This is a genomic window from Clostridium vitabionis, from assembly GCF_015351765.1.
GTDB lineage: Bacteria > Bacillota > Clostridia > Lachnospirales > Lachnospiraceae > Clostridium_R > Clostridium_R vitabionis.
Genome location: NZ_JADKQA010000001.1, coordinates 157,907 through 179,713 on the forward strand (window position 1 = coordinate 157,907; position 21,807 = coordinate 179,713).

The window sequence follows — 21,807 nt, forward strand, 5'->3', positions numbered from 1 at the left end:
TCAGAAACGGATAAGCCCGAAAGCCGCATGCCCGGCCGGTTTCAGGCTCACAACGCTAGTATAAAACATTTTCGGATTTATGCAAGGCAGTGTCCGGGGGGTGAACAGGAACACTTATCTTCGGGTTCTGTGGGTGCCGCGGTACCGCCGCCGCCCGGAATGGTGTAAAATAGGCGTAAAGAACAGGATTCCGTCTTCCGCCCGCTCGCGGAGGATGAGGAAAGAACAGGGGGATTTATGATGGACGCAATCCAGGAGGGCAGGGAAAAACTGGCGCAGCTCACGGAGAAGCTGGCCGGACGTTCCTTTCTCCGAGAAACCGGCATTTCGGCAGCCCTTGTGCGGGAGCTGCTCGGCGGGGAGGAGCGGGCGGCGGCATTTGCCCGGTTCTTCCCGGTAACCGGGCGCTTTTGCTGCGCCGATATTTATGCCTTCTGCCGGGAGGCAATGAACAGGATATCGCTGGAACCCGCGGACGGCTGGATGAAATTCACTTACGCATACGCCTGCCGGATCCTGTTTCCGGATCCCGCCTATGCGGAGGCGGACCGGAAGTACGGCGCCGCGGCGAGGTTCTACCTGGCGGTCATGCAGTTTCTTTTTGACGAGGAGCGGAAGGCGCTGAAACCGGAGCCCTTCTACGACTTCGTTTTTCTGGACGGCGCCGAGCAGGAAAAATTCGAGTCCCGGGAGGAATACCGCCGGTTTCTCCGCTATTTCCGCGAGGAGTATGTCTACGAGATGATGCGCCTGAACGCCGAGGTGACGCCGTTCCGGACACTCGAGCACATCGCCGGCGTCCATTTTGTGGCGATGCATGTCGCGCGGGGGCTTTACGCCGCCGGGGTGCCGATCGACCTGACCCTGATCTCCGGCGCGGCGGCGGGGCATGATATCGGCAAGTTCGGCTGCAAGCCAAACGAGAGGGTGCCTTACCTGCATTATTACTATACCAATCAGTGGTTTTCCGAGCGGGAGATGGATTATATCGGCCACATCGCGGCAAACCACTCGACCTGGGATCTCGAGCCGGAGCACCTGTCCGTGGAATCCCTCGTGCTGATCTACGCGGATTTCCGCGTGAAGCAGAGCCGGGGCGAGGATAACCGGGAGATCACGGTGATCTCGAGCCTTAAGGATGCCTTCGACGTGATCCTGCATAAGCTCGACAATGTGGACGCGAAAAAGCTCCGCCGCTACCGTTTTGTCTACGCCCGCCTCGACGATTTCGAGCAGTATATGCGCGATCTCGGCGTGGATACGGGCCTTGACGGGAAGACCACAAGGCCGCCGAGAATGCCGGAGACGACGCTCCGCAATGCCGAGGACACGGTGAAATCCCTGGTCTATCTCGGGGTCGCGCACAATATCACCGTGATGCACCGGATGACCGCGGAAAGGCAGTTCGGCAATTTCCTGGAGGCGGCGCGGAGCGAGAAAAACTGGAAAAACCTCCGCGCTTACCTGAATATCTTCGACGAGTACACAGCATTCGTGAATGATACCCAGAAGCGTCAGATCCTGGCGTTCCTCTACGAGCTGCTGCTTCACCGGGAGGGGCAGATCCGCGCGGAGGCGGCGCATCTCATGGGCAAGATCCTTGCCCAGTTCAATTTCGGCTACCGGAAGCAGCGCCCGGCGGATATGCCGGACACGGACAGCCGGGAAGCCCTGCGCCTATGGCGCTATTATCTTGACCGGATTCTGCGCCCGGATGTCAAGCTGACCGGGCGCCAGCAGAGGAGGATCCGGTTCTGCCTGAAAACCGTGATGCGCTCGGCCCTGGACTATGCCGGGGAGAGTGATTTTGCGGATTTCTTTGGCGCCTTTATGGACTGCTGCCGCGATCCGGGAAGCCGTGAGGCCGGCGAATCCCTGGTGATCCTGGACTCCGCGCACGACCTGCCGCTCGGGAAGATGTCCCGGGAGGATCTGGACACGGCGGCCGCCTTCGCGGCCGCGAAGGCGGATGACCCGGATGAGGAGGTCCGGGTTGCGGCCTGGCGCGCGGCGAAGATCCTGACCGGCTTCGCCCGCGGCCTGCGGGCGGAGGAGGAGATCCGCCGGAAAGTCCGGGCAGCCGATATGGACGGGAGCATCACCATGACTTACCTCGGCTTCCGGATCCTGAGCGGCCTTGGGGAGGACACCGGCCGGGAGGAGCAGGCGCTCTACGGGGCGGATATCACTCCGTCGGTGCTGCTCGATGACCTGAAGACCGCGACGCCCTGGATCGTCAAGGCGGTCAACATTAAACTGCTGAAAAATCAGGTAAAATACGGAAAATTCGGACACCGGATGCCGATTGCGGCGCATTTCTCGAATCTGATCAAGGTCAGCGAGCATGTCACGGTCCGTGAGGATGCGGGGGCTGCCCTGCTCGAGGTCGTCCCGTACCTCCGGGATGACGAGCGGAATGAGGTTGCTGTCGAGCTTGCCCGCGGCCTGGAGTCGGGCGAGTACGAATTTGCCAAGTATGTCCCCCGCTACCTGGGGGCGCTGTCCCTCTGGCTCCCGCCGGCGCAGCTGGATGAGATCATTGACTATCTCGAGAGCCTGCTCACCAGCCTTAATGACCGGATCGTCAGCGGCGCCCTGGACACGGTGAGCGTCATCCTGGAACATATCCCGGCCTACCCGGAGCGGTTCCCGCTCGGGGAGGAGGAGCTGCAGAAGCGGATTGTCAGGCTTTTCGGCCTCCTTCTGCGCGGCCTCGCGAGCTACCGGGAGCCGGTGCGCCAGGAGGCACTTCTCGCGGTGGCGCGGATATTTTCCAGCGGGCAGATTTCCCTTGACAGGAAGGGGGAGGCCTTCCGCCTCGCATACCGCAAGCTCCTCTTTTATCTCGGCATGGACGATCCCTCGGACATCACGGTTTACTACCGGGCTTCTGCCCTCGCGGCCATCGGCAGCTTTATCACGCTCTGGCACATGGATCGCGGCAGGATCGACATCCGCCAGCGGGAGAAGGTGGCGTTCTTCCCCGGGAGCTTTGACCCCTTCAATCTCTCCCAGAAGGAGATTGCCTGCCGGATCCGGGATATGGGCTTTGAAGTTCTCCTCGCCGTGGATGAATTTTCCTGGTCAAAAATGACGGAGCCCCACCTCATCCGGCGGCGGATCATCAGCATGTCGATCGCGGATGAGTTCGGCGTGAACCTTTTTCCGGAGAACATCCCGGTAAATATCGGGAATCCTGAGGATCTGCGGCGCCTGCGCGGGCTCTTCGGCGGCCGGGAGGTGTACCTCGTCATGGGGACGGATGTGGTGCTGAACGCATCCCCCTACCGGAACAGCGGAAACCCGGATGTCCTCGCGATGAACCATATCCTGTTCCGGCGCCGCGGGGAGGAGAGGGGGGAAAATGGCTTCCTCGGCGATATCCTCCGGCAGATCACCGGGAAGACGATCCTTCTCGAGCTCCCGGAGCGGTTCGAGGAGATTTCCTCCCCGATGATCCGGGAAAATGTTGACCTGAACCGGGACATCAGCCATCTGGTGGCGCCCTCTGTGCAGGATTATATCTACAGCAACGGGCTGTACCTGCGGGAGCCGGTGGATAAGCTGATGGCCGGCGGGGAACGCTTTCTCTTTGAGACTTACGAACAGCCGGGGGAGGAGCTTCTCCGGGAAATCGGCAGGCGCCTTCTCGGCGAGTGCGAGGAGAGGGAAGCGCTTCTCCGGGAAATTGCCTGCTCCGGGGATCACCTGATGCTTCTTCGGAACGCGCAGGACGGCGGCCGTCTTGCCGGAATGATCCGGTACCGCAGGATGGATTCCGGCGGGCTCTACACCTTGTTTGGCGATGCGGGGACGGCGGACCGGGTCCGCAGATTCGCCCAGGGCGATGTGCTTGCCATCCGCGGCCTCTGCGTGAGCGATGAGGCGGGAATCGCGGATCCGGGACAGCTTCTTCTCTCGCAGGTGCTCGCGGCGGCGGTGGCGGCCGGGACAGCCTGCGGCATCTTCTGGGGCGCGGCGCGGGCATTTTCCGGGGAGACGGAGCGCCTGCTGCTCCGCCAGGGGTTTGTCCGGGAGGTGGAGCTCCCGCCGAAAGAGGGGATGAGCCCGCTCTACCTCGTGGATATGCGCTCCCCCCTGGTGCTCATCCAGAACATGAGCACGACGATCAAGGATCCGCTCGGGAGCAGCCCACGGGTGGCGGGTGCCCTCCGGAAGGCGCACCGGGCGCTGCAGCGCTCGCTCAGCGGGTTCTACCCCGGGAATCTTGTGCTTTCTTTGTCCGCCGGGGTGATTTATCCGGAGCTTGTCCGGAAGATCACAGCCTTAAACGGGGTTCCCGGGGAGCCGGCGAAGCCGCGGCGCCTTGGCGAAGCCATGTGCGTCCCGTTCGGCAAGATTCTCCGGAACCGGGTTATCCCGAACACGGTGACGAAGACGCTGCATACGGACAAGGTCTATGACCCGGCGATCCGGAAGGGAACCATCGAGGCATTTCCGAATTACCCGCCGCTCGGAGACCAGATCCGGATGATCCGCTCCTTCGGGAGGCCGGTGATCCTGGTGGATGACCTGCTCCACCGCGGCGGGCGCCTGGAGGCGCTGCTCCCGCGGTTTGCCGCGGAGCACATCCCGATCCGCCGGGTGCTGGTCGGCCTGCTGTCCGGCTACGGCCGGGACGTGATGGCGGGGGAGGGCGTCGATGTGGACAGTGTCTATTTTGTGCCGAATCTGCGCTATTGGCTGGTGGAATCCACGCTCTACCCCTTTATCGGCGGCGACACCGTGCGGCGGGGAGGCGCCAAGGTCGCAGGGCTTGCGCCGTCCATCAATATGATCCTGCCCTACCGGCGGCCGAGGATCCCCGGGGTGGCGGAGGAGGCGCTCTTTGCGTATTCCGCCTGCTGTATCCGGAATGCCCGGGACATCTTCCTCGCGCTCGAGGAGGAGTACCGGATGAAATTCGGGCGGAACCTGACGCTCGAGCGCCTCACGGAGGCGGTGAATGTGCCGCTCTGCCCGGACCAGGGCGACTGCATGAGCTATGACCCGAACCTCGGGGCATCTGCCTACCTGGAAAATGCGCTGGAGATGCTTTCCCGGACGGAGTGACCGGGTTTTGGATAAGAGAACGTGATGGAGGAAAAGAGAGATGAAATTTTATAAAATCAAGAATAATATCTGCTGTTCGTTTGAGCGGGATCTTCCTTTCCCGGAGACTGAGGAGGACGAGAGGGCGGACGTGAGCGTTTTCCTGTTCCGGAGGGATCCGCGGGTTTCAAGGACATCCTTCCGGGTGACCTCCTCGGACCTCCTCTTTCAGGAGAAGGAGGACGCCACCTGGCTCTCCTCGAGGCTTCTGGAACAGCAGGCGGGGCAGAAGGAGGACGTTGACCGTGAGGTGATGGGCGCCATCAGCGCCGGAAGGCTCCGGGCGGTCAACCTGGCGAGCCCGCGGTTCATGGACGCGCTCGCCGGCAACCTTCTCGGGCTTACCGAGATCTACAGTAGCCGGGTGACCACGGCGAAGAAGGTCGTTCATATCCTGGCGATCGGGGATGTCGGAAGCCACCTGCTGACCGGCCTTCACCTTCTCGGCGGCGATGTGATCAGCCACATCGGCATCTGTGACATCGACGACAAGGTAACCGCCCGCTGGGAATTTGAGGAGAACCAGATCAGCTATCCCTGGGATTATGACCGACTGCCCGAGGTCTATGTCGTGGACCGCAGCCATCTCTTTGACTGTGATGTCTTTGTGTTCGTGGCATCGGCGGGTATTCCGGCGGTCGGCTCCGGGGTGAAGGATGTTCGCATGTTCCAGCTGGAGAAGAACCGGAAGATCATCGCGGAATACGCGAAGCAGGCGCGGGAGGCGCATTTCCGCGGGCTGTTCTGCGAGGTGGCGGATCCGGTCGACCCGCTCGCGCAGGAGGCATTTCTCGCGAGCAACCGCGATGAAAACGGGAAGTTTGACGGGAAAGGGCTGCTCCCGGAGCAGATCCAGGGCTACGGCCTCGGGGTGATGAACGCGCGCGCCGCGTACTTTGCGAAGAGAAATCCGGACATGCGCCAGTTCCTGACCGAGGGGCGCACGTTCGGCCCGCACGGGCAGGATCTCGTCGTGGCGGACTCGATCGCCAATTATCATGACGGGATTTCCCGGAAGCTGACCGAGCTCACGGTGACCGCGAATCTCCAGATGCGCGCCCTGGGCTTCAAGCCTTTTGTCGCGCCGGCCTATTCCTCGGGCGCCCTGTCGATCCTGCTCACGCTCCGGGGCGAATGGCACTGCGGCTCCATTTTCCTGGGAGGCATCTATATGGGCGTCAAAAACCGCTATACGCCCTATGGGCAGGAGCATGAGATCCTGCCGCTGCCGGATGCGCTGTTTGCGCGGATCCGGACGGCGGAGGAGCACCTGCATGAGCTTGACCCGGCGGAATAAACGCCTGCGGCTGCCGGAAGAGAAAATTGCCGGCGGAATTGCTCCGGAAAAGGGAATTGCCGGCGGGACTGCCCCGGAGGGCAGCCGCTGCCGGAAGGCTTGGGAGGCATAATCATGGGAGAAGAACTGCTGGTGGTCCGCCCGGAGGAACAGGCGGACGGACAATGGTCCGGGGAGACGAGGATTTTGAAGGAGGATTTCCCCGCAGGGGAGGACAGGGGGCGGTACCGGCGCATGGACGCTGTGCTCGCCTCCGCGCTCGCCGGGATTCCCCATCACCTGGTCCGGACGGCGGACGGACTTTTCCGGGCGCTCGCGGAGAACCGGGGGAAGGCTGTCCCGGCGGACCGGATTCTCTTTGCCGTGGCGCTTGGCCGGGACGGGATCAACGGGGAGTATACCCGGCTTCTCCGCCTCCTCCGGCAGAATCCCTGCCTTCTTGACGGGTTTACCGGGGCACTCCTCGTGGACGGGGAGAGTGAGTTATTCACCAAGTCCACGGCGACCGAGCTGGTCTTCACGGCGAACTGCGCGGGCTGCGCCTTTATCGGGCATCCTCTCGTCGAGGGCACCGGGTCGCTCCTGAACTTCCGGGTCGCCGCGAAAAACCTCGGCACGGATGACCTCCTTGCGGCTTACCGGGACAGCGCGGGAAAAATGGTGAAAAATCTTTTGAACTTTCCGGGCTACCCGTCCAAATCCCCGCGTCTCACGGTCCTGCACGCCTCGAGCCACAGAACGTCCAACACTTTTGCGCTCTGGCGGAAGGTCGGCGGGAGCCTTTCCGGCATCGCGTGCGAGGAGATCGGCCTACGGAACGGCACCCTGAGCGACTGCGCGGGCTGTCCTTACAAGATGTGCCTGCACTACGGCGAGAAGGAGAGCTGCTTCTACGGCGGGGTCATGGTGGAAAATGTCTATCCTTCCGTGCGGGCGGCGGACGCGATCCTCATGGTCTGCCCGAATTACAACGATGCGCTCTCCGCCAATCTCACCGCATTTATCAACCGGCTGACGGCGCTCTACCGGAAGCGGCAGTTTTACGACAAGGCGCTGTTTGCGATCATCGTTTCCGGGTATTCCGGCTGCGACATCGTCGCACGGCAGCTAATTGCGGCGCTCAATATGAACAAGAGCTTCTATCTCCCGCCGAGGTTCGCGATGCTGGAGACTGCGAACGACCCGGGAAGCGCGCTGAGGCTCCCGGGGATCGACGGGCGCTGCGCGGAATTTGCGGAAAATATCCGGCGGACACTGTGCGGGTAGGAGGAAGGCTTACGCGGCCGGATGCCGGGAAAAACCGGGGCAGCATCGCATTTTCCGAAGGGAAAAGGCGGTTCCGCCCCGGTTTTTCCAACATTTTTTGAAATCTGTCCATGGCGCGGCCGGGGAACATCGTTTATCCTGATGTCAAGAATAGACTTGCTGATAAATTTGTAATATAGTAAGAATAGCATGAAATCGGCGGAATAATATGTACAAATCATGAAACGCAAGGGGCTTATTTTCAATATTAAGGAGCCCGGAGACATCACTGATTCCGCTGTTTCAGGACAGAGCAGACAAGAGGAGGTGGCAGGAAGTAATGGTGGAGGAAACCATGAAACAGATCCGCGAGACGGAGCTTTTGGCAGGCCAGGTGAAGAAGGATGCCGCGGCAAAGGGCGCGGAGATCCGGAAGGACGCGCACGAGAAGGCGGCGGAAATCCTGGCAGCGGCCCGACAAAAGGCGCGGGATGCCGCGGAGGGAAAGCTGGAGGCTGCCCGGAAAGCGGGAGAGGAGGCACGGAAGGAAGCTGCCGCCAGGGTTGACCGGGAGATCCGGGATCTCCGCGAGTCGGCGAAAAAAAAGGAAAATGACGCTGTGGACGAGCTTCTTAAGGTCCTCACGGAGTCATGAGAAATCCGTCGGCAGGGCTAAGGCCCGGCTGGCGGAAATCCGGAAAAAGGAGGATTTTGGCTATGGCGATACTGCAGATGCGGAAGATCAGTATCTGCGCGCTGAAGAAAGACAGGACGGAGCTTTTGGACACCCTCCAGGCGCTCGGGCTTGTGCAGCTCTCCGAAGTGCCGGAGGCCGAAGGGTTCTGCCGGGACTCCACGGCTGAGGAGAAATCTGCCGAGGACCGAAGGGTAAACCTGGCGGAGCAGGCGATGGGCATTCTGGAGCAAACCGCCCCGGAGAAGAAATCCATGTTTGCCGCGTTTGAGGGCAGGCGGGAGATTTCCGGGATCGAGGCGAGGCGCGCCGGGAGCCGGCGGGATGAGGTCATCCGGAAGGCGGAAGACATCGTCGCCCATGCGAAGGAGATGGCGGAGAACAGGGCGGCCGTGCAGAAGCTGGAGAACCAGATCGAGACGCTGAAGCCTTGGCTTTCTTACGGGCTTCCGATGAACAGCGGGGGAACAGAGGAGACAGCACTCCTTGCGGGTACGCTGCCCACGCCGCTGAGGCTTGATGACGTCACTGGTGCCGTCCTGGAAAAATGCGGGGATGATGTTCCGGTGGATGTGAATCTCATCGCGCAGGAGACGGATACCGCCTATGTGGCGGTGATTTGCATGAGGAGTGACCGGACGCAGGTGGAAGATGCCCTGCGCTCGATCGGATTTGCCCGCTTCTGGCAGGACAGTGACCGCACTCCGGCAGAGCGCACGGAGGATTACCGGAAAGAGATCGCGGACCTCACGAGGGAAAATGAGCGCCTCGCGAAGGAGATCGCGGCGATGAAGGAGATCCGTCCGGATCTCGAGGTGATCAGCGATGAGGCGAGGCTTGCCTCCGGCAGGCTCGCGGCGATGGAGAAGATCCCGGAGTCGGAGGAAACCTTCGTCCTGACCGGGTACACCGCGGCGGAGAATGTGCCCGTCCTGGAGAGGGCGCTTGGCAGGTTTTCCTGTGCGTTCGACGCGGAGGAGGTTGCCGCGGACGACGAGGAAGCGCCGACCATTCTGAGGAATAACGCATTTTCCAGGAATATGGAGGGGGTTGTGGCGTCCTACGGCCTGCCGAACCGGCATGAGCTGGATCCGACGACGATCATGTCCTTCTTCTATGTCTTTTTCTTCGGCATGATGCTCTCGGATGCGGCATACGGCGCGGTTATCGCGGCCTGCTGCTTCCTTCTGGTGCACCGGTACCCGCGGATGGGCAGGGAGATGAAGAAGACGCTGACGATGTTCATGTACTGCGGTATCTCCACGGTGGTCTGGGGCGTTCTCTTCGGCGGCTATTTCGGCGACCTGGTTAACGTGGTCTCCCGGGTATTTTTCGGGCACGAGGCCGGGATCCCGGCCCTCTGGTTTGTGCCGCTCGACAACCCGATGAAGCTTCTGCTTTACAGCATGCTGTTCGGGCTGATCCACCTGTTCACGGGGCTTGCGATCAAGGGATACAATGAACTCAAGGCGCATGACTATATGGGCTTTTTCGTGGATGTGGCCTGCTGGTACCTCTTTCTTATTGGACTGATCCTGATGCTGCTTCCGACCAGCCTGTTTGAGGGGATTTCGCAGATGCATTTTGCGTTTTCGCCCGGGCTTGTGACCTTTTCCCATGTGATCACGCTTACCGGTATGGCGGGGATCATCCTGTTCACAGAGCGGGGGACGAAGAATCCGCTTCTTCGGATCGCGCTCGGCCTCTATGGCGTGTACGGGGTGACCGGCTGGCTTTCCGATGTGCTCTCCTACTCGCGCCTTCTCGCCCTGGGGCTCGCGACCGGCGTTATCGCGCAGGTCATCAACCAGATGGGATCCATGGGCGGAGCCGGCATCGGCGGGGCAGTCATGTTTATCGTGATCTTTGTGATCGGGCACCTGATGAATATGGGCATCAATATCCTTGGCGCTTATGTCCACACGAACCGTCTTCAGTATGTCGAATTTTTCGGGAAGTTCTATGACGGCAGCGGAAAACCCTTTGAGCCGTTCGCTTCCGAAACAAAATACGTAGAAATCAATCATAAGGAGGATTAAGGATTATGGCAAGTTTAGGACTGTTTTTCGCGTTACTCGGGGCTGCGGCAGCTGTATTTCTGGCAGGTGCCGGATCGGCGATCGGTGTTGCTATCGCCGGACAGGCAGCGGCGGGCGTAGTCACGGAGGATCCGGGGAAATTCGCCAAGGTTCTGATCATGCAGCTGCTCCCGGGCACACAGGGGATCTACGGCCTGCTTGTCGGCTTCATCACCCTGTCCAAGATCGGGCTTCTGGGCGGATCTCCGGCGAATCTTGACCTTGCGACCGGGCTTATGGTTCTCGCTGCCTGCTTGCCGATCGGCATTGTCGGGCTGATCTCCGGGAAGACGCAGGGGGAGACCGCCGCGGCAGGCATCGGGATCGTCGCGAAGAAGCCGGACCAGTTCGGTAAGGCGATGCTGTTCCCGGCCATGGTTGAGACCTACGCCATCCTGTCCCTCCTGATCTCCATCCTCTCCGTCAACGCGATCAAGATCTGAGAGTTCACACGGTTACGGAGCGATAGAAAAGGAGCGGTTTGTTATGGCAGGAATTGATAAGATTAAGGACCGGATCCTGGCAGATGCCAGGGCTTCCGCCGACGGGACGATCGAAAAGGCGAGGGCGGACGGCGATGCGCTCATCCGCGAGGCCGAAGCCGAGGGAAACCGTGAGGCGGAGAAGATCCTGAAGAAGGCGGAGACGGACGCCGCCTCCATCTCCGAGCGGACGGCTTCCGCCGCGGATATGGACCGCCGTACCAGGCTTCTCTCGGCGAAACAGCAGATGATTGCCGGCGTGCTGGAGAGCGCGGAGAGGGCGCTTACCTCCATGCCGTCCGATAAGTACTATCCGATGCTGCTCAGGCTGCTCTCCCGCTATGCCTTTTCCGGGCGCGACGGGGAGATGATCCTCTCGAAAAAGGATCTGGATGCCATGCCGGCGGGATTTGCCGAGCGGGTGGCGGAGATCGCGAAAGCGAAACATTCATCCCTCACGATCTCCAGGGAGACGCGGGAGATCGGCGGCGGGTTTATCCTGGTGTACGGCGGAATTGAGGAGAACTGTTCGCTGGGTGCCATGTTCGAGGCGCGCAGGGACGAGCTTTCGGACAGAGTAGGCAGAATCCTGTTTTCATGACGCGGCAGACAAGGAGGTGTATTCATGAGTGAACAATATACCTATGCGGTCGCCAGGATCCGTGCGCTGGAAGTTTCCCTCTTTTCTGACCAGACGATTGACCAGCTGATTGCCTGCGGGACTTACCGGCAGTGCCTGCAGTTTCTCGAGGAGCGCGGCTGGGGGGATCCGGGCGCGGAGCCTTCCGCCGAGGCGATTCTCGCGCGCGAGGAGGAGAAAATCTGGGAGGTTGTGAAGGATCTGCACATCAGCATGGACAAGTTCGATGTGCTCTCCCTGCCCAAGCAGTTTCACAACCTGAAAGCGGCGGTCAAGACGGCTGCCACGGGAAAGACGGTGGCCGATATCTTCTACAGCGGCACCGCGATCTCCGGGGAGGAGCTTCTCGACCGGATCTCGCGGAAGGCCTGGGACGAGCTTCCGGATATGATGCGGGAGGCCGCCCATGAGGCATTTGATACGCTTCTCCATACCGGGGACGGCCAGCTCTGCGATATTCTCATCGACCGCGCCTGCCTGGACGCGATTCATCGGGCAGGGGAGGCGGCGAAGGAGCAGATGATCCGGGATTACGCGGAATCCACGGTCGCGGTCGCGGATATCCGCACAGCGGTCCGCGGGCAGAAGACCGGAAAATCCGCGGAGTTCCTGTCCAGGGCCATCGCCCCGTGCGGGACGCTGGATGAGGGGAAGCTTGTCCGGGCAGCGGTGACCGGGGAGGAAGCGCTCCGGGATTACCTCGCGGAGACGGACTATGCCGGCGGAGGCGAGGCGCTTGCCCAGTCGGATTCCGCCTTCGAGCGCTGGTGCGACAACCGCATGATCGAGACGATCAGCCCGCAGAAGTACAATGCGTTTACCATCGGACCCGTGATCGCGTGGGTGATTGCCAGACAGAATGAGATCAAGACGGTGAGAATTATCCTCTCCGGAAAGCAGAACGGGCTGCCGGAGGATTCGATCCGGGAAAGGGTAAGGAAGATGTATGGCTAAGATCGGAGTTCTGGGCGATTACGACAGTATCTACGGCTTTGCCGCGCTGGGCCTTGACATTTTCCCGGTCAGCACCGCCGAGGAAGGCGGGGAAAAGCTCAGGGAGATGGCCGGAAGCGGCTACGGGGTGATCTATATCACCGAGGCCCTCGCCGCCCGGATCCAGAAGGAGATCGAGAAATACGAGGACCAGATCACGCCGGCCGTGATCCCGATTCCCGGGGTTTCGGGCAACACGGGCGCCGGAATCCGGGGCGTCAAGCAGACGGTCGAGCGGGCGGTCGGCTCAGATATTCTCTTTTCAAACGATGAAGATGAAGATTAACGGAGGAAATTCGTCCAGATGAGCAGCATAGGAAAGATTAAAAAAATCGCCGGGCCGCTGGTCATTGCCACCGGCATGAGGGACGCCAACATGTTCGATGTGGTGCATGTCAGCGAGCAGAAGCTGATCGGCGAGATCATCGAGATGCACGGAGACCAGGCGTCCATCCAGGTTTACGAGGAAACGGCGGGACTTAAGCCGGGAGAGCCGGTGGAATCCACCGGCGCCCCGATGTCCGTCGAGCTCGGCCCCGGCCTGATCGGCAGTATCTACGACGGCATCCAGCGTCCGCTGGATGATATCCTGAAAGTTACCGGGAGCAATAACCTTCTGCGCGGTGTCCAGGTTCCGTCCCTCAAGAGGGACAGGCTCTGGGAATTTGTGCCGAAGGCGAAGCCGGGGGATCCGGTTGTCCCGGGCGACGTGATCGGCACGGTGCAGGAGACAGATGTCGTTGAGGAGCGGATCATGATTCCTTACGGCGTCACCGGAACCGTGAAGGAGATCACGGGAGGAAAATACCACGTCACCGACAAGGTGGCGGTGATCGAGACCGCGAAGGGTGATGTTCCGCTCACCCTGATGCAGAAATGGCCGGTCCGCCGCGAGCGGCCGTACGCCAAGAAGCTTCCGCCGGATGAAGCCCTGGTCACCGGCCAGAGAGTCATCGACATGTTCTTCCCAATCGCGAAGGGCGGTGTCGCCGCGGTTCCCGGGCCGTTCGGGAGCGGCAAGACCGTCATCCAGCACCAGCTGGCAAAATGGGCAAATGCGGACATCGTGGTCTACATCGGCTGCGGCGAGCGCGGAAACGAGATGACCGATGTTCTGAATGAGTTCCCGGAGCTGATCGACCCGAAGACGGGAAAATCCTTGATGGAGAGAACCGTCCTGATCGCGAACACCTCCGATATGCCGGTTGCCGCCCGTGAGGCGTCAATCTACACCGGCATCACGATCGCCGAGTATTTCCGCGATATGGGCTATTCCGTCGCCTTGATGGCGGACTCCACCTCGCGCTGGGCGGAGGCGCTCCGCGAGATGTCCGGCCGTCTGGAGGAGATGCCCGGCGAGGAGGGTTACCCGGCCTATCTGGGATCCCGCCTTGCGCAGTTCTATGAGCGTGCCGGCCATGTGGTCGCCCTCGGAAGCGAAGGCAGGACCGGGGCGCTGTCCGTCATCGGCGCCGTATCCCCGCCGGGCGGCGATATCTCCGAGCCGGTATCCCAGGCGACGCTCCGGATCGTCAAGGTATTCTGGAGCCTGGACGCCAACCTTGCCTACCAGAGGCATTTCCCGGCGATCAACTGGCTGACCAGCTACTCCCTCTATCTGGATACGGTCGGCAAATGGCTTGACCGCGAGGTTGCTCCGGACTGGATGGAGAGCCGGCAGAAGATGATGTCCATCCTGCAGGATGAGTCCAAGCTCAATGAGATCGTGCAGATGGTCGGCATGGACGCCCTGTCCGCCCCGGATCGTCTGAAGATGGAGGCGGCGCGGTCGATCCGCGAGGATTTCCTGCACCAGAACTCCTTCGACGAAATTGATACCTACACCTCCCTCCGCAAGCAGTATCTGCTGGCGAAGCTGGTGATCGCCTATTATGAGCAGTCCAGCGAGGCGCTGAAGAAGGGATGTGCCCTGCAGCCCCTGATCGACCTGCCCGTCCGTGAGGCGATCGGCCGATACAAGTACACTCCGGAGGACAAGATCGACGGAGAGTACGAGGCGGTTCTCGGCCAGCTGGCGAAGGAGATCGGCGAGGCGCTTAAGAAGGAGGATTGACATGCCTAAAGAATACAGAACCATACAGGAAGTGGCCGGGCCGCTGATGCTGGTTCACGGTGTCGAGGATGTCGCCTACGGCGAGCTCGGGGAGATCGAGCTCGCTTCCGGGGAGAAGAGAAGATGCCGTGTCCTGGAGATCGACGGGGGAGATGCCCTCGTCCAGCTGTTCGAGAACTCGACCGGCATCAACCTGTCCAACAGCAAGGTGCGCTTTCTCGGGCGCTCCATGGAGCTCGGTGTCTCCGAGGATATGCTCGGCCGCGTCTTTGACGGCCTCGGCCGCCCGATCGACGGCGGGCCGGAAATCCTGCCGGAGGAGCGCCGCGATGTCAACGGCCTCCCGATGAACCCGGTGGCCCGCGCTTACCCGCAGGAGTTTATCCAGACCGGCGTGTCCGCCATCGACGGGCTGAATACGCTGGTCAGAGGCCAGAAGCTGCCGATTTTCTCGGCGTCCGGCCTTCCCCACAATAACCTGGCCGCACAGATCGCCCGCCAGGCGAAGGTTCTCGGCAAGAACGAGAAATTCGCCGTCGTCTTCGGCGCGATGGGCATCACCTTCGAGGAGTCCAATTTCTTCGTGGAATCCTTCCGGAAGGCGGGATCCATCGATCGGACCGTCATGTTTGTCAATCTGGCAAATGACCCGGCGATTGAGCGGATCGCCACCCCGAAGATGGCGCTGACCGCTGCCGAGTATCTCGCCTTCGACAAGGGGATGCACGTCCTGGTCATCCTGACCGATATCACGAACTATGCCGATGCCCTGCGCGAGATTTCCGCCGCGCGCAAGGAGGTTCCGGGGCGCCGCGGGTATCCGGGCTACATGTACACGGACCTTGCCACCATCTATGAGCGGGCAGGCAGGCAGAGGGGGCGGGACGGCTCGATCACGCTGATTCCGATCCTGACCATGCCGGAGGACGACAAGACACACCCGATCCCCGACCTTACCGGATACATCACCGAGGGCCAGATCATCCTGAGCCGTGAGCTTTACCGCAAGGGCATCCAGCCGCCGATCGATGTGCTCCCGTCCCTGTCCCGTCTGAAGGATAAGGGCATCGGCGAGGGCAAGACCCGCGCGGATCATTCCAACACGATGAACCAGCTGTTCGCGGCCTACGCCCGCGGCAAGGACGCCAAGGAGCTGGCGACCATCCTCGGCGAGGCTGCGCTGACCGAGGTCGATATCAAATACGCGAATTTTGCTGACGCTTTTGAGAAGGAGTATGTCTCCCAGGGGTACGAGAATGACCGCCCGATCGAGGAGACGCTGAACATCGGCTGGAAGCTCCTGTCCATGCTGCCGAGAACGGAGCTCAAGCGAATCAACGAGAAATTCCTCGACCAGTATTACGGCAAAGTGTAAGGAGGTGGGGCTATGGCAGCAACACAGGTCATTCCCACCAGAATGGAGCTATCGAGGACAAAGGCGAAGCTCTCCATGGCCCTCCGGGGCCATAAGCTCCTGAAGGACAAGCGGGACGAGCTGATGCGCCAGTATTTTGACCTCGTGCGGGAGAACATGCGCCTTCGCCGGAAGGTCGAGGCCGGCATCCGGAAAGCCAATGTGAACTTTGTCATCGCCCGGGCCGGCATGGACGCCGAGACGCTCAACACCGCGATGATGGCGCCGAAGCAGGCGGTCTCCCTCGACATTGGCACGAAAAATGCCATGGGTGTGGAGATTCCCGTCTTCACGGCGAAGACGAAGACCGCGGATGCCAATGATATCTATTCCTACGGCTTCGCCTTCACGTCGGGCGACCTCGACGGGGCGGTGAAATCGCTGGCGGATGTCTTTCCCGATATGCTGAAGCTGGCGGAGGCAGAGAAGGCCTGCCGGCTGATGGCGGCAGAGATTGAGAAGACCCGCCGCCGCGTGAACGCCCTGGAGCATGTGACGATCCCGGACGCGCGGGCGACGATCAAGTACATCACGATGAAGCTGGATGAGAATGAGCGCTCGACGCAGATCCGCCTGATGAAGGTGAAGGACATGATGCTCGAGGACGCACACCATTACCGGGAGAAGAACGAGGAGCGGCTGGACGAGGCGGAAGCCCGCTTCGAGGCGGACGGCGCCTGAGACCCCGCGGCGGGGACTTCTGCATTTCTGCCGGACCGGCGGCCTTCTGCGGCCGGCGGCGTTTGCGAATTTTCGAGAGACAAAACAGGTTCCCTGTGGTATTCTTACCTGGGAGCCTGTTTTTTGTTACGCAGAGCACTTAACGATAACCAGCCATTTGACGAGGACAGGCGAAAGCGCAGTCCGAGCTTGGCGGAGCAGCTATCCGCAGGGCGGGGCGGGAGTCCGGCGAGGCGCGGCTTCGCGGGATGCGGGGCTCTGAACGAATACGGTATGTTTTTGGCACCCACAGAGACAATTTTATCGTCCAACCGGTAGGCAGGGCCGGCCGGAAGGACAGGAATACAGGGAGCAGTCCCGGAAGATGGCGGATACCGCATGTTCCGGCACTGTATTTCGTGTACCCAAAAACCGACAGAAAGGACAGCTTATGTATCGTTTTGCGATCTACGGGAAGGGTGGCATCGGGAAATCCACGACGGCGACAGCCCTGTCCTGCGCATTTGCCCGCAGGGGGCTCCGGGTCTTCCAGATCGGCTGCGATCCGAAGGCGGATTCTACCCTCTATCTGCACGGGGGAAAGCGGATTCCGGCCATCCTGGATGTTCTCCGGGAGAAGAGGGATCTCGCGGAGCTGGACGACCTCATCGTCACCGGATATCGAGGGATCATCTGCGCGGAATCCGGCGGGCCGATGCCCGGCCTCGGCTGCGCCGGCCGGGGGATCGCCGCGGCTTTTGAGGCGCTCGAGGAGCGGGAGGCATTTTCCGTCCTGAAACCGGACGTCGTCATCTACGATGTGCTCGGCGATGTCGTCTGCGGAGGTTTTGCGCTGCCGATCCGGGAGGGATACGCGGACCAGGTCTACATTGTGACCTCGGGGGAGAATATGGCGATCTACGCGGCGGCGAACATCGCGATGGCGGTGGAAAATTTCCGCGAGCGCGGGTACGCCTCCGTCGGCGGCGTGATCCTGAACCGGAGAAATGTCCCGGACGAGCGGGAAAAGGTGGAAACGCTCTGCCGGGACATCCACACCGAGATTGCGGCGGACCTCCCCCGGGACAACCATATCGCGTTGGCGGAGGAGGCCGGAGCCCTCGCGGCGGAGCGCTATCCGGACTGTCCGTATATGCAGGCGGTGGATGCCCTGGCCGCGCGGATGCTCGGGCACGGCATTGACCGGCCGCTGGAGAGCGGGGAGGGCGGGCTGTGAACAGAAAAACACTTTCTCCGGAATCCGCTTCCATCCGCGGGCTGTCCGGAAAGCCGGAATCCCCGGCCTTCCGGCTGATCGGGCAGATGGCGTACACCTACAACGCGGATATCGGCATCGCCTACTCCAGCCCCTGCCGCGGTGTCTGGAATATCGTCCACTACGGAACCCTCGTGCCCGGCGGCCATCAGGTTTATGTCTGCCCCACGAGCTGTCTCCGCGGGGTTGTGCTGACCACGGCGGAGATGGGCGCCATGGAGAAGCTCTCGACCATCACGGTCGGGGAGGACAATCTTCTCGACGGGGACATGGAGGAGGAGCTCCTCCGCGGCACGGAGAAGATCATTGACAGCCTTCCGGAGCATCCCCGGCTGATGATGATCTTCACGAGCTGCATTCACCACTTCCTGGCCGTGAATTACCAGCGGGTCTACCGGATTCTCCGGAAGGAATATCCGGATATCGATTTTATCGACTGCTACATGGATCCGATCATGCGGCGGCAGAAACCGCCGTTCCCGAACCTGGTGCGGCAGGTCACCCGGGTGCTCCCGCAGGCGGAGAAGAACCCGCGCCAGGCGAATTTCCTGGGAAACTGCTTCCCGATGGCGGAGGACTGCGACCTCTACTGCCATCTGCGTGAGCACGGCATCCGCGTCCTTGACCTTCCGTCGATGAAGACCTATGAGGAATTTCTCGGTCAGGCGGCGTCCCCGGTGAATTTCACGTTCCACGGGGTGGGCGCCGCGGCGGCGAAGGATCTGCAGATCAGGCTCGGCCAGGCATGGAAGCCGATGCGGAACGGCTATGACTATGACGCGATCGACGAGGACATGGCGGAAGCCTCCGCGCTCCTCGGGATCCCTGCGCCATCCGGGGAGGAAATCCGCCGGCAGCGCCGGGAGACGGAGCAGGCGGCGGAAGCCCTCCGAAAGGCGCTCGCGGGCACGGCCATTTCTCTGGATGACACGGCGGTGGACAGGCCGCTCGAGCTCGCCCTTTATCTGCTGGATCACGGATTCTCCGTCGAATCGGTATTTCTTGAGAGCATCACCGAACCCAGGGAGGTGTTCGAGCGGCTGCGGGAGAAAAAGCCGGATCTTAAGGTGTACTCCGCCCTCGGCTGGAACATGCGCCGTGTCCGGCGGGAGCACAGCGGGAAGCTGCTCGCGGTCGGGCAGAAGAGCGCGTATTTCGCGGGATGTGGATATTTTGTCAATATGACACAGAATGACGGCCTCTACGGCTACCGCGGCATCCGGAGGCTCTTCCGGCTGATGGCGGAGGCGGCCGTGGAGGAGAAGCCGCTCCGGGAGCTTGTCCAGCAGAAGGGCTGGCGCGCAGGGCCGTATTTCACAGACATCTGCGCCAGGGAGCGGCAGACGGAACAGGAGGAGAGGGCATGAGGGACTGGCATGTGCATGTATTCACCTCGACCTACACGGCGGATGTCTCCGGCGTCTGCTCCGCGATGTATGAGCTCGGCGGGATGACCATCCTCCACGATCCGAGCGGCTGCAACAGTACCTACACCACGCACGACGAGCCACGCTGGTATGACAGCGATTCCCTGATGTACGTCTCCGGTCTCGATGAGATTACCGCGGTCCTCGGGGATGATTCGGTGGTCATCCGGGACGTCCTCGCGGCGGCAGCGGACCTTTCGCCGCGGTTTATTACCCTGTGCGGGGCATCGATCCCGCATATTATCGCGTTCGATTTCCGCGGGGTCGCGCGCCTCATCGAGGAAAAATGCGGCATCCCCGTGCTCCCTGTGCCGACCGACGGCCTCCGGCTCTACACCTCCGGTGCCGGCCTCGCGCTCCGGGAGTGGCTCCGCCGGTTCGCCCGGAAGGATCTCAAACCGGAGAAAAACCGGATCAACCTTCTCGGGGTGACTCCGATTGACTTTTCCCGGATGGAAAATGTCTCCGCCATGATCCGCGCATTTACCGACCGGGGCTTTGCCGTGAACGGCACCTTCGCCATGGGGGATGCCTTTGAGAACCTTCAGGGCGCCCTGCGCGCCTCGGTGAACGTTGTGGTCTCCTCTGCGGGCCTTCTCCCGGCGAAATTCCTCCGGGCAAAGGCGGGCATCCCTTATGTGCTGGGAACGCCGGTGGGGGCATCGATGGCCGGCCGGATCGCCGAGGCGGTCCGCCGCTCCCAGGAAGACGGGAAAAACCGCTCGGCCTGCGGAGACGGGGAGGTCGCCTCAGGGCGCGGCGGGGAAGCCCTGGCCTTTACGGGAAAAAAGCCCCCGGCTCCGGGGGCGCCGAGGATCCTCATCGTCGGGGAACCGGTTTTTGCCGGAAGCCTCGCCCGTGGGCTTCTCGACAGCGCGGGGGAAAATCCGGGATTTCTGGTGGATACGCTCTCGCCGGATGTGGACGAGGGGCTGGACGAGGATGTCCTTCTGGAGAAAATCGGCGCCGCGGACCGGGTGATCGCGGATCCGCTCTTTCGAAGCGCGCTGCGCGGCAGGGAGAAAACCTTTGTGCCCTTCCCCCATGAGGGGTATTCGGGGCGCATTTTCCGGGAGCTGATTCCCGGGTTCTGCGGGGACGGCTTTGATCCCGGCAAGCTTTTGACTTACGGAAAGAAAGAGGAGAGGAAAGTCTGATGAAAAAGCATATTCTTACCCTGGCGGCGGTGCTTCTCGCGTCGTCGTTGACCCTGAACCTTGCGGCCTGCGGCGCGGCGGCCGGAACGGGCGCGTCCGGAAGCACGCAGGCGGATGCCGCGGCTGGAGGTGCGGCCGGCAGCACAGCGGAAAGCGGAACCGGGGGTGTGGCGGCGGCCGGAAATTCTGCCGGAAGCGCGGCTGAGGGCGCGGGGACGGTGACGGTTACGGACGAGGCGGACCGGCAGGTCACCGTTCCCGTCAATCCCGAGAGGGCCGCGGTCCTGGACATTTACCCGATGGCGGCGGCACTCACGGTCTATCTCAATTCGGCGAAGAGCCTTGTCGCGATGGAGCCGGCCAGCATGAATGCCGCGAAAAACAGCGTGCTCTCCGAGCTCTACCCCGAGATCCTGGACGTCGATACGGACATCCTTTCCGGGAATGACGTCAATGTGGAGGCGCTTATGGCGCTCGACCCGCAGGTGGTCTTCGTGAGCGCCGGGAACGATGCAGAGATCAAGACCCTGGAAAATGCGGGCCTCACGGCGGTCGCCATTTCCCCGAGCAAGTGGGATTATGACTGCATCCGGACCTACGAAGAGTGGACCGGGCTTCTCGCGCAGATCTACCCGGATCGCGGGGAGGACAGGGCAAAGAAGGTCAGCGGCTACAGCGGGGAGAAATACGACGCGATCCAGGCGAAGGTCAGCGGGCTTGCCGATGAGGACCGGCAGAAGGTGCTGTTCCTGTTCCAGTACGATGACCAGCAGATGATCACCTCGGGGAAGCATTTCTTCGGCCAGTGGTGGTGCGATGCCGTCGGCGCGAAGAATGCGGCGGAGGAGATCGCCGGGGAAAACCGGAACGCGCCGATCACCATGGAGCAGGTGTACAGCTGGAATCCGGATGTCATCATCCTGACCAACTTCACGCAGACAAAGCCGGAGGACCTGCTGAACAATGCGGTCGGCAGTGACGACTGGAGCACGGTGAAGGCAGTCCGGGACGGCCGGGTATACAAAATGCCGCTCGGCACCTACCGGAGCTACACACCCGGGGTTGATACCCCGATTACCCTGGAGTGGCTCGCCCAGAAGGTTTATCCGGATCTCTTCGGGGATCTTGATGTGAAGGCGGACACCGTGTCCTATTATCGCGATATCTACGGCATCACGCTGACGGATCAGCAGGTGGAGAGCATGTTCAACCCGGATCCGTCAGGCGGGAAGCTGAATAACTGATCCCGGAGGTCCGG

Annotated in this window: 16 protein-coding genes; all 16 read left to right on the forward strand. The window is 61.5% G+C overall.

Going from position 1 to position 21,807, the window contains the following annotated elements; all coding sequences use genetic code 11:
- Nucleotides 1–237: 237 nt before the first annotated feature.
- Nucleotides 238–5,073, forward strand: a complete 4,836-nt coding sequence (locus tag ISF27_RS00690) for a nicotinate-nicotinamide nucleotide adenylyltransferase (protein ID WP_235985976.1) — start codon at nt 238–240, stop codon at nt 5,071–5,073.
- Nucleotides 5,074–5,113: 40 nt separating this feature from the next.
- Nucleotides 5,114–6,409 (forward strand): Rossmann-fold NAD(P)-binding domain-containing protein, encoded by a 1,296-nt coding sequence (locus ISF27_RS00695; RefSeq protein WP_194608193.1) that lies wholly within the window; start codon nt 5,114–5,116, stop codon nt 6,407–6,409.
- Between the two features lie 114 nt (nt 6,410–6,523).
- Nucleotides 6,524–7,675 (forward strand): NAD(P)H-dependent oxidoreductase, encoded by a 1,152-nt coding sequence (locus ISF27_RS00700; RefSeq protein ID WP_235985977.1) that lies wholly within the window; start codon nt 6,524–6,526, stop codon nt 7,673–7,675.
- A gap of 319 nt (nt 7,676–7,994) precedes the next feature.
- Nucleotides 7,995–8,309: a hypothetical protein gene (locus ISF27_RS00705; protein WP_194608195.1), complete on the forward strand. Its 315-nt coding sequence runs from the start codon at nt 7,995–7,997 to the stop codon at nt 8,307–8,309.
- Nucleotides 8,310–8,371: 62 nt separating this feature from the next.
- The gene (locus ISF27_RS00710; protein WP_194608197.1) at nt 8,372–10,387 is read left to right on the forward strand and encodes a V-type ATP synthase subunit I; all 2,016 of its coding nucleotides are present in this window, start codon (nt 8,372–8,374) and stop codon (nt 10,385–10,387) included.
- 5 nt (nt 10,388–10,392) lie between these two features.
- Complete coding sequence (locus ISF27_RS00715) at nt 10,393–10,869, forward strand: V-type ATP synthase subunit K (protein WP_194608199.1); 477 nt, start codon at nt 10,393–10,395, stop codon at nt 10,867–10,869.
- A 43-nt stretch (nt 10,870–10,912) separates the two neighbouring features.
- Nucleotides 10,913–11,509, forward strand: a complete 597-nt coding sequence (locus tag ISF27_RS00720) for a V-type ATP synthase subunit E (RefSeq protein ID WP_194608201.1) — start codon at nt 10,913–10,915, stop codon at nt 11,507–11,509.
- 24 nt (nt 11,510–11,533) lie between these two features.
- Nucleotides 11,534–12,502: a V0D/AC39 family V-type ATPase subunit gene (locus tag ISF27_RS00725; RefSeq protein WP_194608203.1), complete on the forward strand. Its 969-nt coding sequence runs from the start codon at nt 11,534–11,536 to the stop codon at nt 12,500–12,502.
- Nucleotides 12,495–12,827 carry a V-type ATP synthase subunit F gene (locus ISF27_RS00730; protein ID WP_194608205.1) on the forward strand — a complete coding sequence of 111 codons (333 nt, stop codon included), beginning with the start codon at nt 12,495–12,497 and terminating at the stop codon, nt 12,825–12,827. Before ISF27_RS00725 ends, ISF27_RS00730 begins: the two co-directional genes overlap by 8 nt.
- Before the next feature lie 18 nt (nt 12,828–12,845).
- A complete protein-coding gene (locus tag ISF27_RS00735; protein ID WP_194608207.1) occupies nt 12,846–14,615 on the forward strand; it encodes a V-type ATP synthase subunit A in 1,770 nt (589 codons plus the stop codon).
- A gap of 1 nt (nt 14,616) precedes the next feature.
- Nucleotides 14,617–15,990, forward strand: a complete 1,374-nt coding sequence (locus ISF27_RS00740) for a V-type ATP synthase subunit B (protein ID WP_194608210.1) — start codon at nt 14,617–14,619, stop codon at nt 15,988–15,990.
- A 12-nt stretch (nt 15,991–16,002) separates the two neighbouring features.
- Nucleotides 16,003–16,710: a V-type ATP synthase subunit D gene (locus ISF27_RS00745; protein ID WP_194608212.1), complete on the forward strand. Its 708-nt coding sequence runs from the start codon at nt 16,003–16,005 to the stop codon at nt 16,708–16,710.
- A 430-nt stretch (nt 16,711–17,140) separates the two neighbouring features.
- Nucleotides 17,141–17,926: a nitrogenase iron protein NifH gene (locus tag ISF27_RS00750; RefSeq protein WP_194608214.1), complete on the forward strand. Its 786-nt coding sequence runs from the start codon at nt 17,141–17,143 to the stop codon at nt 17,924–17,926.
- Nucleotides 17,923–19,332, forward strand: coding sequence for a nitrogenase component 1 (locus tag ISF27_RS00755; RefSeq protein ID WP_194608216.1), 1,410 nt, complete (start codon nt 17,923–17,925; stop codon nt 19,330–19,332). Before ISF27_RS00750 ends, ISF27_RS00755 begins: the two co-directional genes overlap by 4 nt.
- Nucleotides 19,329–20,549 carry a nitrogenase component 1 gene (locus ISF27_RS00760; protein WP_194608218.1) on the forward strand — a complete coding sequence of 407 codons (1,221 nt, stop codon included), beginning with the start codon at nt 19,329–19,331 and terminating at the stop codon, nt 20,547–20,549. Before ISF27_RS00755 ends, ISF27_RS00760 begins: the two co-directional genes overlap by 4 nt.
- Nucleotides 20,549–21,793 carry an ABC transporter substrate-binding protein gene (locus ISF27_RS00765; protein WP_194608220.1) on the forward strand — a complete coding sequence of 415 codons (1,245 nt, stop codon included), beginning with the start codon at nt 20,549–20,551 and terminating at the stop codon, nt 21,791–21,793. The genes ISF27_RS00760 and ISF27_RS00765 overlap by 1 nt, the downstream gene beginning before the upstream one ends.
- Nucleotides 21,794–21,807: the final 14 nt, after the last annotated feature.

Bases quoted from the DNA above. Each gene is read 5' to 3' on its own strand.
- ISF27_RS00720 (WP_194608201.1), top strand. From the start codon at position 10,913: ATGGCAGGAATTGATAAGATTAAGGACCGGATCCTGGCAGATGCCAGG.
- ISF27_RS00750 (WP_194608214.1), top strand. From the start codon at position 17,141: ATGTATCGTTTTGCGATCTACGGGAAGGGTGGCATCGGGAAATCCACG.
- ISF27_RS00725 (WP_194608203.1), top strand. From the start codon at position 11,534: ATGAGTGAACAATATACCTATGCGGTCGCCAGGATCCGTGCGCTGGAA.
- ISF27_RS00715 (WP_194608199.1), top strand. From the start codon at position 10,393: ATGGCAAGTTTAGGACTGTTTTTCGCGTTACTCGGGGCTGCGGCAGCT.
- ISF27_RS00760 (WP_194608218.1), top strand. From the start codon at position 19,329: ATGAGGGACTGGCATGTGCATGTATTCACCTCGACCTACACGGCGGAT.
- ISF27_RS00735 (WP_194608207.1), top strand. From the start codon at position 12,846: ATGAGCAGCATAGGAAAGATTAAAAAAATCGCCGGGCCGCTGGTCATT.
- ISF27_RS00745 (WP_194608212.1), top strand. From the start codon at position 16,003: ATGGCAGCAACACAGGTCATTCCCACCAGAATGGAGCTATCGAGGACA.
- ISF27_RS00740 (WP_194608210.1), top strand. From the start codon at position 14,617: ATGCCTAAAGAATACAGAACCATACAGGAAGTGGCCGGGCCGCTGATG.
- ISF27_RS00695 (WP_194608193.1), top strand. From the start codon at position 5,114: ATGAAATTTTATAAAATCAAGAATAATATCTGCTGTTCGTTTGAGCGG.
- ISF27_RS00730 (WP_194608205.1), top strand. From the start codon at position 12,495: ATGGCTAAGATCGGAGTTCTGGGCGATTACGACAGTATCTACGGCTTT.
- ISF27_RS00705 (WP_194608195.1), top strand. From the start codon at position 7,995: ATGGTGGAGGAAACCATGAAACAGATCCGCGAGACGGAGCTTTTGGCA.
- ISF27_RS00700 (WP_235985977.1), top strand. From the start codon at position 6,524: ATGGGAGAAGAACTGCTGGTGGTCCGCCCGGAGGAACAGGCGGACGGA.
- ISF27_RS00765 (WP_194608220.1), top strand. From the start codon at position 20,549: ATGAAAAAGCATATTCTTACCCTGGCGGCGGTGCTTCTCGCGTCGTCG.
- ISF27_RS00690 (WP_235985976.1), top strand. From the start codon at position 238: ATGATGGACGCAATCCAGGAGGGCAGGGAAAAACTGGCGCAGCTCACG.
- ISF27_RS00710 (WP_194608197.1), top strand. From the start codon at position 8,372: ATGGCGATACTGCAGATGCGGAAGATCAGTATCTGCGCGCTGAAGAAA.